Origin of the sequence: Cellulomonas fimi (assembly GCF_028527925.1) — a bacterium.
Classification (GTDB): domain Bacteria; phylum Actinomycetota; class Actinomycetes; order Actinomycetales; family Cellulomonadaceae; genus Cellulomonas; species Cellulomonas fimi_C.
Map to the genome: position 1 here is coordinate 22,191 of NZ_JAPESW010000037.1, position 12,610 is coordinate 34,800.

The 12,610-nt window shown below is 73.5% G+C and carries 13 protein-coding genes; 9 read left to right on the forward strand and 4 right to left on the reverse strand.

The features are described 5' to 3' along the window. Nucleotides 1–68: 68 nt before the first annotated feature. The 5 genes from OMK64_RS15260 to OMK64_RS15280 all read left to right on the forward strand — a co-directional run bounded on the left by OMK64_RS15260 (nt 69) and on the right by OMK64_RS15280 (nt 4,332). Entirely contained in the window at nt 69–245 is a 177-nt protein-coding gene (locus OMK64_RS15260) for a hypothetical protein (RefSeq protein WP_306469323.1), read from the forward strand. A gap of 106 nt (nt 246–351) precedes the next feature. After that, entirely contained in the window at nt 352–1,515 is a 1,164-nt protein-coding gene (locus OMK64_RS15265; RefSeq protein WP_272729213.1) for a glutamate--cysteine ligase, read from the forward strand. A gap of 301 nt (nt 1,516–1,816) precedes the next feature. Continuing rightward, nucleotides 1,817–2,926, forward strand: coding sequence for a M20/M25/M40 family metallo-hydrolase (locus tag OMK64_RS15270; protein ID WP_374694104.1), 1,110 nt, complete (start codon nt 1,817–1,819; stop codon nt 2,924–2,926). 150 nt (nt 2,927–3,076) lie between these two features. Beyond that, a complete protein-coding gene (locus OMK64_RS15275) occupies nt 3,077–3,712 on the forward strand; it encodes a ClpP family protease (RefSeq protein ID WP_374694105.1) in 636 nt (211 codons plus the stop codon). Beyond that, complete coding sequence (locus OMK64_RS15280) at nt 3,712–4,332, forward strand: ClpP family protease (protein ID WP_272729214.1); 621 nt, start codon at nt 3,712–3,714, stop codon at nt 4,330–4,332. The genes OMK64_RS15275 and OMK64_RS15280 overlap by 1 nt, the downstream gene beginning before the upstream one ends. A gap of 167 nt (nt 4,333–4,499) precedes the next feature. Here OMK64_RS15280 and OMK64_RS15285 read toward each other — a convergent pair whose 3' ends face one another. Continuing rightward, nucleotides 4,500–4,982: a helix-turn-helix domain-containing protein gene (locus OMK64_RS15285; protein ID WP_272729215.1), complete on the reverse strand. Its 483-nt coding sequence runs from the start codon at nt 4,980–4,982 to the stop codon at nt 4,500–4,502. A gap of 138 nt (nt 4,983–5,120) precedes the next feature. After that, nucleotides 5,121–5,684, reverse strand: coding sequence for a maleylpyruvate isomerase N-terminal domain-containing protein (locus tag OMK64_RS15290; protein ID WP_272729216.1), 564 nt, complete (start codon nt 5,682–5,684; stop codon nt 5,121–5,123). A gap of 37 nt (nt 5,685–5,721) precedes the next feature. On the opposite strand from OMK64_RS15290, the gene OMK64_RS15295 reads away from it, so the two are divergent. Further along, the gene (locus OMK64_RS15295) at nt 5,722–6,636 is read left to right on the forward strand and encodes a helix-turn-helix domain-containing protein (RefSeq protein WP_272729217.1); all 915 of its coding nucleotides are present in this window, start codon (nt 5,722–5,724) and stop codon (nt 6,634–6,636) included. Nucleotides 6,637–6,654: 18 nt separating this feature from the next. Here OMK64_RS15295 and OMK64_RS15300 read toward each other — a convergent pair whose 3' ends face one another. Then, on the reverse strand, nt 6,655–8,016 hold the full coding sequence (locus OMK64_RS15300; RefSeq protein ID WP_272729218.1) for an MATE family efflux transporter: 1,362 nt from the start codon (nt 8,014–8,016) through the stop codon (nt 6,655–6,657). 277 nt (nt 8,017–8,293) lie between these two features. On the opposite strand from OMK64_RS15300, the gene dnaB reads away from it, so the two are divergent. The 3 genes from dnaB to OMK64_RS15315 all read left to right on the forward strand — a co-directional run bounded on the left by dnaB (nt 8,294) and on the right by OMK64_RS15315 (nt 12,015). Then, on the forward strand, nt 8,294–10,888 hold the full coding sequence (gene dnaB, locus OMK64_RS15305) for a replicative DNA helicase (RefSeq protein WP_272729219.1): 2,595 nt from the start codon (nt 8,294–8,296) through the stop codon (nt 10,886–10,888). Between the two features lie 111 nt (nt 10,889–10,999). Further along, the gene (locus tag OMK64_RS15310) at nt 11,000–11,197 is read left to right on the forward strand and encodes a hypervirulence associated TUDOR domain-containing protein (protein WP_272729220.1); all 198 of its coding nucleotides are present in this window, start codon (nt 11,000–11,002) and stop codon (nt 11,195–11,197) included. Nucleotides 11,198–11,271: 74 nt separating this feature from the next. Beyond that, nucleotides 11,272–12,015 (forward strand): DinB family protein, encoded by a 744-nt coding sequence (locus OMK64_RS15315; RefSeq protein ID WP_272729221.1) that lies wholly within the window; start codon nt 11,272–11,274, stop codon nt 12,013–12,015. Nucleotides 12,016–12,308: 293 nt separating this feature from the next. Here OMK64_RS15315 and OMK64_RS15320 read toward each other — a convergent pair. Continuing rightward, nucleotides 12,309–12,610 (reverse strand): non-reducing end alpha-L-arabinofuranosidase family hydrolase (locus OMK64_RS15320; protein ID WP_272729222.1); only part of this gene is annotated, 302 nt, incomplete at its 5' end.

A 12,610-nucleotide genomic window follows, 5' to 3' on the forward strand; every position in this document is an offset into this window, starting at 1 on the left:
CGAGCGGTCGACGGCCGGCGCGGTGGCAGCGTCGACGGCATCGACCCGTCGCCTCGAGGAGGACCCCGATGACCGTCACCGCCCGCACCACCGCACCACCGGCCGCACGGCCGTTCGACGACGACCTCGCACCCCGGCTGCTGCACCAGCGCATCGTCGTGCTGGGGCAGGAGGTCGACGACGCCGTAGCGAACCGTGGGCGTGCGCGTCGCTGCAGGTGGCTGAGGGTGTGTGCCGAGCGGTGAGACGACGGCGAGCGAGGTTGCACCGGGCATGTGACGCTGGTGGTCCGCTGGACGACCGGCGTCGGACCGACGGCGCCCCCTCCCAGCATCTGCGAGGCAGGCACCGATGACGCTCGCCCCCCTCCAGCCGGCCGCGGCCGTGCCGGCGCCGTCCGCCCGGACGGGGCTCCGCTCCGTCGGCGTCGAGGAGGAGCTGCTCCTCGTCGACCCGTGCGCCGGCCGCACCGTCCCGGCGGCTGCGTCCGCGATCGGCTGGACCGCCCCTGCCGCTCCGACGGCACCGCGCGCCGTCGCCGTGCCGCTCGACACCGAGCTCCAGCAGGAGCAGATCGAGACCGCGACACCGCCCCGCACGGACCTGACGGACCTCGCCGCCGACGTGCGCGCGCTGCGGCGCGCCGCGGACGACGCCGCCCGGTCCGTCGGAGCCCGCGTCGCCGCGCTCGCCACGTTCCCGTTGCGCGTCGCGCCGGTCCTCACCCCGACGCCCCGCTACCGTGCCATCCGCGACCAGATGGGTCTGACGTGCGCCGAGCAGCTGACGTGCGGGTGCCACGTGCACGTGGCCGTGACGTCCGACGAGGAGGGTGTCGCGGTGCTCGACCGCATCCGCCCGTGGCTGCCCGTCCTCACGGCCGTCGCGACGAACTCGCCGTTCTGGCAGGGGTCGGACACCGGGTACGCGGGCTACCGGACGCAGGCGTGGAGCCGGTGGCCCGGGACCGGGCCCGCCGAGCCGTTCGGGTCCGCAGCGGCGTACCACGCGGTGGTCGACGAGCTGATGCGCACCGGCACGCTGCTGGACGAGGGGATGGTCTACTTCGACGCGCGGCTGTCCCGGCGGTACCCGACGGTCGAGGTGCGGGTGGCTGACGTGTGCCTCGACGCGGACGACACCGTGCTGGTGGCGGCGCTCGCGCGCGGGCTGGTCGACACCGCCGCCGAGCGGTGGCGGGCCGGTGAGCCGGTGCCGTCCGACCCGACGAGCGTGCTGCGCATGGCGTCGTGGCGCGCGAGCCGTTCGGGCACCGCCGGGCTGCTCGTCCACCCGCGCACCCACCAGCCGGCCCCCGCGGCCGAGGTCGTCGCCTGCCTGCTCGACGACGTGCGTCCTGCGCTCGACGCGTCCGGTGACCTGGCCCTCGTCGAGGCGGGTCTGGAGCGCGTGCTGCGACGCGGGACGGGGGCGCAGCGGCAGCGGGCCGTCGCCGCCGCGACCGGGCGCCTCGAGGACGTCGTCGCCGACGCGGTCGACCGGACCGCCGCGTGACCGAGGTCCATGCGGACGCGGTGCACGACTGGACGTCGGAGCACCTCGACGACCTCGTCCAGCACCTCATCGGGTGGGTGCGGCTGCGGTCGGTCGCGGGGCTGCCGGAGCACCAGCCGGACCTGCAGCGCTCGGCGAACTGGCTCGCCGGCGTCCTGCGCGAGACGGGGTTCCCGCGCGCGGAGATCTGGGAGGTCGAGGGCGGGGCGCCCGCGGTGTACGCGGAGTGGTGCGAGGCCCCCGGAGCGCCGACGGTGCTCGTCTACAGCCACCACGACGTGCGCGCCGCGAAGGACGACCTGTGGGGGCAGGTGCCGCCGTTCGAGCCCGCGATCCGGGACGGGCGCGTCTGGGGGCGTGGCACGTCGGACGCCAGGGCCAGGTGCTCTGCCACGTCTGGGGTGTGCGCGCGCACCTCGCGGCGACGGGTCGGACCGCCCCGGCGGTCAACCTCAAGGTGCTGGTCGAGGGTGAGGAGGAGGCGCTCTCGTCGTACCTCGCCGACCTGCTGGACGCGCACCCCGAGGCGACCGACGCCGACCTCGTGATGGTGTCCGACACCCTGCTGTGGCGCGCCGACACGCCCGCGGTGTGCGTCGGCCTGCGGGGGTCGCTCAACGCGTCGCTCACCGTCGTCGGGCCGGGCCGCGACATCCACAGCGGCGCGGTCTCCGGCGTCGCGCCCAACCCGGTCCTCGAGCTCGCGCGACTGCTCGGGCGGCTGCACGACGACGACGGCCGCGTCGCGATCCCCGGGTTCTACGACGACGTGCGCGAGCCCGACGACGACGAGCGGGCGGCGATCACGGCGCTCCCGTGGAGCGACGACCACTGGGTGCACCGGGTCGACGCGGGCGCCGTGGGCGGCGAGGCCGGGTGGTCGCCGCTCGAACGTCTGTGGCTCCGGCCGGCCGTCGAGGTGCTCGCGGTCGTGGCGGGCGACGCCGTCGGACCGTCGCGCGGTGCCATCCCGTCGCAGGCCGAGGCCGAGATCAGCGTGCGGACCGTGCCGGGGCAGACGGTCGTCACCGTCGCCGAGCAGCTGCGGACCTGGGTCGAGGCGAACCTCAGCGACCGGGTCGAGCACACGCTCGAGATCCCGATGGAGACCACGCAGGAGGCCTACCGCACGCCGCCGGACCTGCCGGCGCTCACCGCGCTGCGCGAGGCGATGGGCGACGGGTTCGACGCCGAGATCGGGCAGATGCGGAACGCGGGTGGGTCGCCCGCGTCACTGCTTCATGACGTCACGGGTGCGCCTGTGGTGTTCTTCGGGACCGGGCTGCCCGAGGACCACTGGCACGACTCCGACGAGAGCGTGCGGGTCGACCTGCTGCACGCCGGCGTCGCGACGCTCGCGTGCTACTGGTCGCGGCTCGCGGACCTGCCGGACGGTCGCGGCGAGGGCTGACGCGGCGGTCCCGGCGATGGGCCGGCGCGGCGGCGCGTGCGCCGTCTGCCCTGCGCGGATCCGCCCACGGCAGACCGGGGACGGGCGGCGGCCGGCGCGGTGGCAGCGTCGACGGCATCGACCCGATCGACCCGTCCGAGGAGGACCGCCGTGCCCGACACCGTCCGCACCATCGCCCGCACCAGCGCACCACCGGCCGCACGACCGTTCGACGACGACCTCGCGACGCGGCTGCTGCACCAGCGCATCGTCGTGCTGGGGCAGGAGGTCGACGACGCCGTCGCGAACCGCGTCTGCGCGCAGCTCCTGCTGCTGTCCGCGGAGGACCCGCGCCGCGACATCGCGCTCTACATCAACTCGCCCGGCGGCTCGGTCAGCGCCGCGCTCGCGATGTACGACACCATGCGGCTCATCCCGAACGACGTCGCGACCCTCGCGATGGGGCTCGCGGCGTCGGCCGCGCAGTTCCTGCTGAGCGCCGGCACGCCGGGCAAGCGGTTCGCGCTGCGGCACGCGCGCGTCCTCATGCACCAGCCGTCCGGCGGGATCGGGGGGACCGCCGTCGACATCGCGATCCAGGCGCAGAACATGGCCCACGTGAAGCGCACCATGCAGGGCCTCATCGCCGAGCACACCGGCCAGAGCGTCGAGACGATCGAGCGCGACTCCGACCGGGACCGCTGGTTCACCGCGGCCGAGGCGCTCGAGTACGGGTTCGTCGACAAGGTCGTCGAGCACCTCGACGACGTCCGCCCCGACGGCGCGCTGCGGAAGGCGGGGCTCTGATGGCCGGCCAGTACACGATCCCGTACGTCGTCGAGCAGCGGCCGACCGGGGAGCGCACGTCCGACGTGTTCTCCCGGCTGCTGTCCGACCGGATCGTCTTCCTCGGCACCGAGATCGACGACGGCGTCGCGAACGTCGTGATCGCGCAGCTGCTGCACCTGCAGTCCGAGAGCGCGGAGCTGCCCATCCACGTGTACGTGAACTCCCCGGGCGGGTCCCTCACGGCCCTGCTCGCCGTGTACGACACGATGCAGTACGTCCGGCCGCCCGTCGCGACCTTCTGCCTCGGGCAGGCCGCCTCGGCCGCGGCCGTGCTGCTCGCCGCCGGGACACCCGGGCAGCGGCACGTCCTCGAGCACGCCCGCGTGCTGCTGCACCAGCCGTCCGGCGGTGCGGAGGGGACCGCCGCCGACCTGGAGATCCAGGCGGCCGAGATCCAGCGGCTGCGCGGGCAGGTCGAGCAGATCCTGTCCCGGCACACGGGTCAGCCCGTGGAGCGGCTGCGCCGGGACACCGACCGCGACCTCATCCTCACGGCCGAGCAGGCGGTCGAGTACGGGCTCGCGGACCGCGTCGTCGCGACCCTGAAGGACGCGCCCGCCGCGCTGCCCGCCGCGTGACCCGCGTGCGGCCGGGTTGGTCGCGACCCGGCCGCACGCACGCCGCGTCGGTGCGCACGCGGACCACCCGGGTCGAGCGGCCGTCGCCAGGACCGAGGCGTCCGGCGGCCCGTCAGGCCACGCGGGTCGACCAGCGAGATCGCGGACCGCGCGGACCGCGCGGAGCGTCAGGCGGCGAGCAGGACCGCGTCGGTCGCCGTGCCGACCGGGCCGGGACCGGTCACCCGCGCGTGCAGGTCGACGACGACCTGACGCGTCGGGTCCGCCGCCCCCGGGCCGCGCGGGGCGCGTCGCGGGTCGGCCAGGTCGACGACGACGCGGCCCTCCGCGCGCGCGAGCTCCGCGTGCGCCGCCCCGACCAGGTCCACGAGCCGCATCCCGAGCGCCCGGCACACCGCCACCAGCACCTCGGACGACGCCTCCTTGCGGCCGCGCTCGATCTCCGACAGGTACGCGACCGACACGCGCGCGTCGACCGCGACGTCGCGCAGCGTGCGCCCCTGGTCCTCGCGGCGCTCGCGGAGGATCGCGCCCACGAGCCGACGCAGGAGCGGCTCGACGCGGTGCTCGACGACGTGCTCGGTCGGACCGGTGCCGCGCCCGGTCGGGTCCGCGACCCGCTGCCGCTGGACCGTCAGCTCGTGCGTCATGGGGGCTCCCGTCGTCGTCGCGCCTGTCCGCCACGCTAGACCCGGGTCACCGACCAGAGGGCCGGTGCGCTGTCTGCCCTGAGCGGACAGGCGGGCGGTCGCCGGCGGGAGTCGGTCGGCGACCCCGTGAGCCGTGACTCAGACGGCCACCGTCGCCCGTCGACCCAGCGCCGCGAGCGCCCGCGTCTGCCGGTCGGCGTCGGGACCGACCTCGAGCGCCGGGCCGCACACGCCGCTCGTGTAGAGCATGTCGCCCATCGCCGCGACCATGCCCTCGATGACGTCGAGGTCGGCGTCGTCGAACGCGTACGCCCGGCCGTCGGCGGCCGTGACGTCCCAGCGGTGGGCGATCATGTCGAACCCGTAGAACATGTCGAGCGTCGCGCCGACGGTCGTCGTCGACCCGAGGCTGTCGTACTCCTGCTCGACGAAGCCAGGGCGCGCGAGGAGCTCGCGCACCTCGGCGGTGTGCGCGCGCCATGCGGCGGCGGGGTCGGCGAGGTCGGGCCGCGGACCCACCTCGGCGCCGTGCGTGGTGAGGAAGTCGCGCTGGGTGTCGATGACGTGGGCGACGACGTCGCGCCCCGTCCACCCCGCGCAGGCGGAGGGCGCGTCCCAGGAGTGCGGGGCGACCGCGTCGAGGGCCGCCTGCATGCCGTCGGCGTGGCGGACGTACGTCTGGAGGGTGGTGTTGTCGGTCATGGCTGCGACGCTAGGCGGGCGAGGGGAGGGCGGCTTGATGAAACCCGACAGGCTGGGTGAGGCGCTCGTCGGCGACGCGCGCGGCACGGCCGGCACGCGCGGGGGTGCGGCCGTCGACGAGGTCGAGCGCGCGCACCTCGTCGACCCGGCGGACCGGTCGTTCCGCATCGGTCGGTGGGCGCCCGAGCCCGACCTGGCGGACCTGGTGCGCCGGTACTGGGTGCCGACGTGGGATGTGCCGGGCGGTGGATCGGCGGTGCAGCAGGTGCTGCAGTACCCCGTCTGCCTGGTGGTCGTCGCCGACGCGTACGCGCGGTTCTACGGCGTCGCTCCCGGGCTCTCCACGACGACGCTCACCGCGCGCGGCTGGGCCGTGGGGGTGCTGCTCCAGCCGGCCGCCGGCGCGATGCTGACCGGCGGGACGGTCGCGGCCTGGACCGGTCGGAACGGCGATCTCGCGCCGGCGCTGGCGGCGACGGTGGCTCCGGCGACCACCGACGGGCTGGTCGCCGCCGTGCGGGCGGCGATGACGCCGGACCCGACGGACGAGTCGCGGCAGCGTGCGGCGACGGACCTGGTCGGCGACTTCCTGCGGCGGTGGTTGCCGGTGGACGACGAGGGTCGGCAGGTCAACGCGATCGTCGACGCCGTCGAGCACGACCCCGAGCTGCTGCGCGTCGCCCAGCTCTGCGACCGGTTCGGCATGACGGAGCGGTCGTTGCAGCGTCTGACCCGGCGGCGGCTGGGGCTGTCGCCGAAGTGGCTCGTCCAGCGTCGTCGGCTGCACGAGGCGGCGGGCCTGCTGCGCGCGGGCGGCACGACCGTCGCCGACGTCGCCGCGCGGCTCGGGTACGCCGACGAGCCGCACCTGTCCCGCGACTTCCGCCGGGTCACCGGGATGACGCCGGGCGCGTTCGCGGCCCGGTACGCGGGGGAGTCGGGCGGGACCTGACGCCGCCTCGTCGTCGGGCTAGACGCCCGTGACCATCCAGGCGGTGCCGCGGGCGCGCCAGCCGGTGGTCAGGGCCCGGGCCAGCATGAAGACACCCGCGAACGCGGCCCAGAGCCAGGCGAGCCCGGCGACGCCGTCGGGTGCCCACGCCCGCACGGCCAGCGCGAACGGGACGTAGGCGACGAGGGTGAGGACGCCCGCCCAGGCGAGGAACCGCCCGTCGCCCGCCCCGATCAGGACGCCGTCGAGCACGAACACCCACCCGGCCATCGGCATGGTCACGGCCGCCACGACGAGGGCCACGACGGCGGCCTGCTGCACGTCGGGGTCCGTCGTGAACGCGCGGACGTAGAGCCAGGACGCGCCGCCCAGCGCGAGGCCGAGGACCGCCCCGGCGCCCACCCCCCACTGCAGCGTGCGGCGCAGGAGCGCGCGGGTGCGCGGGACGTCGGCGGCGCCGAGCGCGTGCCCGACGAGCGCCTGCGCGGCGATCGCGAGGGCGTCGAGCGCGAACGCGGCGAGCCCCCAGACGGCGTTGACGACCTGGTGCGCGGCGAGGGCGGTGGCGCCGAGGGCGGTCGCGACCCAGACGGTGAGGAGGATCGCGGCGCGGAGCGTGAGGGTGCGGACCAGCAGGGGCGCACCGGCGCGCGCGTTCGCCCACAGGCCCGCGGCGTGCGGGGTCAGGCGGGTGCCGGCGGTCCGGGCACCGCGGACGACGACGCCACCGAGCACGGCGCCCATGGCGAGCTGCGTGAGCGCGGTGCCGAGCCCGGAGCCCGCGATGCCCAGGTGCGCGCCGTAGACGAGCACGACGTTGAGGACCGCGTTGACGACCGCGCCGGCGGTGGCGACGACGAGCGGGGTGCGGGTGTCCTGGAGGCCGCGCAGCGCGCCCGTCGACGCGAGGACCAGGAGCATCCCGGGCAGGCCGGGAGCCGACCAGCGGAGGTACACGACGGCCTCGTGCGCGGTCTCACCCGTCGCGCCGAGCGCGCCGACCAGCCACGGGGCGGCCAGCCACGTGAGCGCGCCGAGCGCCACTCCGAGGGCCAGGGCGAGCCACATGCCGTCGACGCCGACCTGGAGCGCGCCCCCCCGGTCGCCGGCTCCGAGACGTCGGGCGACGGCCGCCGTCGTGGCGTACGCGAGGAAGACGCACAGGCCGACGACGGTGACGAGGACGGTCGACGCGAGCGCGAGACCGGCCAGCGAAGCCGTCCCCAGGTGGCCGACGACCGCGGAGTCCACGAGGACGAAGAGCGGCTCCGCGACGAGTGCGCCGAGCGCCGGGACGGCGAGGGACAGAATCTGCCGGTCGACGGCGGACGTGTGATGTCCGTCAGATGAAATCTGGCTCAACCTTTCTCGCATCCACATGCCGTGCACAGCGTCGGGGCCGGTCAGAGGTTCGTGAGGACTCTTTCATCCACCGTATCCACAGGACTGTCCACGGACTGTGCACAAGCGGGTCCACCGCCGTCCACAGCACACCTCACAGCGTTGTCCACAGGCCCGTTTGGAACCCCGCGCGGACCGTCCTAACCTCGCGGGCGAGGCAGGACCGGACGCGAGTGCGGTGCGCGCGTGCGGGGTTGTCGGTGGCCCCTGCTAGAACAGATGTTCGACGGTAACGGATGACGGGGATGGGCGGCCAGTGACGATCGAGGAGCTCGAGTACGGGGCGCCCCCGGACTCCGGTCGTGGCAACGGCGGCTTCGACCGCACCCCGCCGCAGGACCTCGACGCCGAGCGGTCCGTGCTCGGCGGCATGATGATCTCGAAGGACGCCATCGCCGACGTCATCGAGCAGATCAAGGGCACGGACTTCTACCGTCCCGCGCACGAGGCGATCTACGACGCGATCCTCGATCTCTACGGCCGCGGCGAGCCCGCCGACGCCATCACCGTCTCGGACGAGCTGACGAAGCGCGGCGACATCGGCCGCATCGGCGGCGCGCCCTATCTCCACACCCTGATCGCGTCCGTCCCCACCGCCGCGAACGCCGGCTACTACGCGCGGATCGTGCGCGAGCGCGCGATCCTCCGCAAGCTCGTCGAGGCCGGCACGCGCATCGTCCAGCTCGGCTACGGCACCGATGGCGGCGACGTCGACGAGATCGTCAACAACGCGCAGGCCGAGGTCTACGCCGTCACCGAGCGGCGCGCGTCGGAGGACTACCTGCCGCTGGGCGAGATCATCGGCGGCACGGTCGACGAGATCGAGGCCGCCGGGCATCGCGGCGAGGGCATGATCGGCGTCCCGACGGGCTTCTCGGACCTCGACCGCCTGACGAATGGATTGCACCCCGGCCAGATGATCGTCGTGGCCGCCCGCCCGGCCATCGGCAAGGCGCTGGCTCTCGACACGCCGCTGCCGACCCCGACCGGCTGGACGACGATGGGCGAGGTCGCCGTCGGTGACTGGCTGATCGCCGCGGACGGCACGCCGACGCAGGTCGTCGCCGCGACGCCCGAGCTGACCGGCCGCCCGTGCTACCGCGTGACGTTCGACGACGGCACGACGATCGTCGCCGACGCCCAGCACGAGTGGGAGACCCGGACCCGTGCCGACCGCCGCCAGCCCGGCGGGGGCACTCCGGGGATCTGGACGACCGAGGAGATTCACGACACGGTTCGTTGCGCGACCGCCGACGGCCGCGCCAACCACTCTGTCGACACCGCGCGTCCGCTCGACCTGGCCGACGCCGACCTGCTGATCGATCCGTACGCGTTCGGCGTGTGGCTCGGCCACGGGCACAGCGCCTCGGCCCGCTTCACGAGCGCCGACCCCGAGATCGCCATGCGGATCGAGGGGCTCGGCCTGGTCGCCCGTCCGGCGGCGCGTGCGAGCGGTGCCGCCAGGCTCTACACGCTGCTGCTTCCGCCGGTCGAGGTGCCCCTGCGCGCGTGCGAGGTCTGCGGGACGGCGTTCGTGCCGGCCCGGTCTCAGGTCCGGACCTGTGGACGCTCGTGCGGCGGGCGCGTCAAGACGATGTCCGGGCCGGTGCCTCCGCCGACGTGCCCGGACTGCGGCATCGAGACGACGGGTCTCCGGCGCTGCCAGCAGTGCCACGACACGTACGGGACGGTGCAGGGGCGGCTTCGGGCGCTGGGGGTGCTGGGCGACAAGCACATCCCCGTGGCCTACCTGCGGGCGAGCGAGCGGCAGCGTCGCGAGCTGCTCGCCGGGTTGCTCGACACCGACGGCACCGTGAACCCGACGGGGAGCGTCCAGATCGCGCTCACCGACGAGCGCCTCGCGCTCGACGTCCGCGAGCTGGTGCACTCGCTCGGTTACCGGACCGGATGGTCGACCAAGCGGGTCCCCGGACGCGACGAGACCCGCTCGACGTGCTTCACGCTGACCTTCACCACGGATGACGACGTCTTCGCGCTCGAGCGCAAGCGCCTGGTGCACAAGGAGCGCCGCCGCCCGTCGACGGCACGCCTCGCGCAGCGCTACATCGTGTCGGTCGAGCCGATCGAGTCCGTGCCGGTGAGGTGCGTGCAGATCGACCACGAGTCGCACCTGTACCTCGCGAGCCGGTCGATGATCCCGACGCACAACTCGACGCTCGGCATCGACATCGTGCGGTCCGCGTCGATCAAGCACGGGATGACGTCCGTCGTGTTCTCGCTCGAGATGAGCCGCAACGAGATCACGATGCGTCTGCTGTCCGCCGAGGCGCGCGTGCACCTGCAGAAGATGCGCACGGGTCAGATGGGCGAGGACGACTGGGCCAAGGTCGCCGCGACCATGGGCAAGATCTCCGAGGCGCCGCTGTTCATCGACGACTCGCCGAACATGTCGCTCATGGAGATCCGCGCGAAGTCGCGGCGGCTCAAGCAGCGGCACGACCTGAAGCTCGTCATCATCGACTACCTCCAGCTCATGACGTCCGGGAAGCGCGTCGAGTCGCGTCAGCAGGAGGTGTCGGAGTTCTCGCGAGCGCTCAAGCTGCTGGCGAAGGAGCTCGAGGTCCCGGTGATCGCCATCTCGCAGCTGAACCGCGGTCCGGAACAAAGAACCGACAAGAAGCCGCAGATGAGTGACCTTCGCGAATCGGGGTCAATCGAACAGGATGCGGACATGGTGATTCTTTTGCACCGCGAAGATGCGTACGAAAAAGAATCACCTCGTGCCGGTGAGGCCGACCTCATCGTCGCCAAGCACCGAAACGGCCCGACCGACACCATCACGGTCGCTTTCCAGGGGCACTACTCGCGTTTCGTCGACATGCAAGCCTGAGCATCGGCGATCGTCGAGATGCTGCCGACTCTGAAAATCCGAGCACCACACGCGAAAGACGGCTCCCGACAAACCGCTTGGTAGAGCCGGTGAACCAGCCGAGGAGGCAGGATGCGCGCGGGTCAGAAGGTCCACTGGAACACCTCGCAGGGCCGCACGACGGGGACGACGGTCGAGCGTCGGACGTCCGACTTCACGTTCGACGGGCAGCAGTTCAGGGCCTCCGACGACGAGCCGTTCTGGATCGTCGAGTCCGAGAAGACCGGCGCACGCGCGGCGCACAAGGAATCAAGCCTCACGCCAGCGTGAGAGCTTGGTCGCCGATCCATGGCGGCACTCTTGTCGCGGCTGGCGTGTCGGTGCTCGGACCTAGCATCCGGAGCATGACGCGGTACGTCGACGAGGACCTGCACGGTGCGGAGTTCCGCGAGTGCGATCTGACCGGGGCACGCCTGATCGGCGTCGTCATGCAGGATGCCGTGATCGAGGGGCTCGTCACCAACCTCGTGGTGAACGGCGTCGAGGTGACCGAGTACGTCGAGGCCGAGCTCGACCGGCGTCATCCGGTGCGGGTGCTGATCCGCTCCGAGGACCCTGCCGACCTGCGCGAGGCATCGCGTCAGCTCCGTGCCGGCTGGGCCGCCACGATCGAGCGAATCCGCCGGACGCCCGGCATCGAGCGCCGCAGCGTGAACGACGAGTGGTCGGCGGTGCAGACGATGCGCCACCTGGTCTTCGTCCACGACTCGTGGTTCCGCCGCTGCTGCCTGGGCTCGACGGAGCTGTTCACGCCGATGGGCATCGGGAACATCGTCGAGCCCTACCAGGGGGCGCACGGGCTTGACCTGTCGCTCGACCCGACCCTCGACGAGATCGTGAGCGTGCGTGACGCGCAGGCCGCCGAGCTCGAGGCCTGGCTCGACGAGGTCACCGCCGTGCAGCTCGCAGCGCGAGCGCCGGTACCCGACGACGATGTCTGGCCGCCATACGCCCGGGGCCGCTCGGTGCGGCAGTGCCTCGGCACGGTGCTCACCGAGACCTTCGAGCACCACCGCTTCTGCGTCCGCGACCTCGACCTGCTCGAGGCGCAGGACGCCCAGGAGAGCCGGCTGCCGACCCACGGCTAGCCCGTACGCGCCGACCCAGGTCGGAGCCTCGGCCCATGCGACGGCGCTGCCAACCAGCCGTGGCGGCTCGACACCGACGGCACCGTGGTCGGCGCCGAGCCCGGCCTGTGCCTCGACGTGAGCGGTGCGGCGACCGATCAACGGCAGCGCGGTCACTGACCCGCGCCGACGGCCCGGGGGACGGGTGAGGGTGGGCTCGATCGGATCGAGCCCACCCTCGTCGGGTCCCACGGTCGTGGGTGTGCCGTTCCGTGCCCGTCAGCGACGCCGGGCCGGACCGTTCCCTCCGGCTGTCACCGCTGGAGGGTGAGCAGGCCCGGACGGTAGGGCAGGTTGTTGTAGTCGGTGTTCACGTTGGGGTCGCGACCCTGGTAGAGCAGCTGCAGGTTGCACGGGTCGATCGTCTTGGTCTGGTCGGGGTTGGACCGGACCAGGTCACCGTGGCTGATGTCGTTGGTCCACGTCGCGCCGCTGTTGGCCTTGCCCGCGAACGGGTTGCTCTCGGTGGCGGCCTGCGGTGTCCACGTGCCCGACAGGCTGGAGGACGTGAACGAGCGGAAGTAGCGCCCGCGCGAGCCCATCGCCTCGACCAGCA

What these genes read in the sequence shown, in the direction of transcription:
- OMK64_RS15260 (WP_306469323.1), top strand. Translation starts at nt 69, where the DNA reads ATGACCGTCACCGCCCGCACCACCGCACCACCGGCCGCACGGCCGTTC.
- OMK64_RS15265 (WP_272729213.1), top strand. Translation starts at nt 352, where the DNA reads ATGACGCTCGCCCCCCTCCAGCCGGCCGCGGCCGTGCCGGCGCCGTCC.
- OMK64_RS15280 (WP_272729214.1), top strand. Translation starts at nt 3,712, where the DNA reads ATGGCCGGCCAGTACACGATCCCGTACGTCGTCGAGCAGCGGCCGACC.
- OMK64_RS15285 (WP_272729215.1), bottom strand. Translation starts at nt 4,982, where the DNA reads ATGACGCACGAGCTGACGGTCCAGCGGCAGCGGGTCGCGGACCCGACC.
- OMK64_RS15290 (WP_272729216.1), bottom strand. Translation starts at nt 5,684, where the DNA reads ATGACCGACAACACCACCCTCCAGACGTACGTCCGCCACGCCGACGGC.
- OMK64_RS15295 (WP_272729217.1), top strand. Translation starts at nt 5,722, where the DNA reads ATGAAACCCGACAGGCTGGGTGAGGCGCTCGTCGGCGACGCGCGCGGC.
- OMK64_RS15300 (WP_272729218.1), bottom strand. Translation starts at nt 8,016, where the DNA reads ATGTGGATGCGAGAAAGGTTGAGCCAGATTTCATCTGACGGACATCAC.
- OMK64_RS15310 (WP_272729220.1), top strand. Translation starts at nt 11,000, where the DNA reads ATGCGCGCGGGTCAGAAGGTCCACTGGAACACCTCGCAGGGCCGCACG.
- OMK64_RS15315 (WP_272729221.1), top strand. Translation starts at nt 11,272, where the DNA reads ATGACGCGGTACGTCGACGAGGACCTGCACGGTGCGGAGTTCCGCGAG.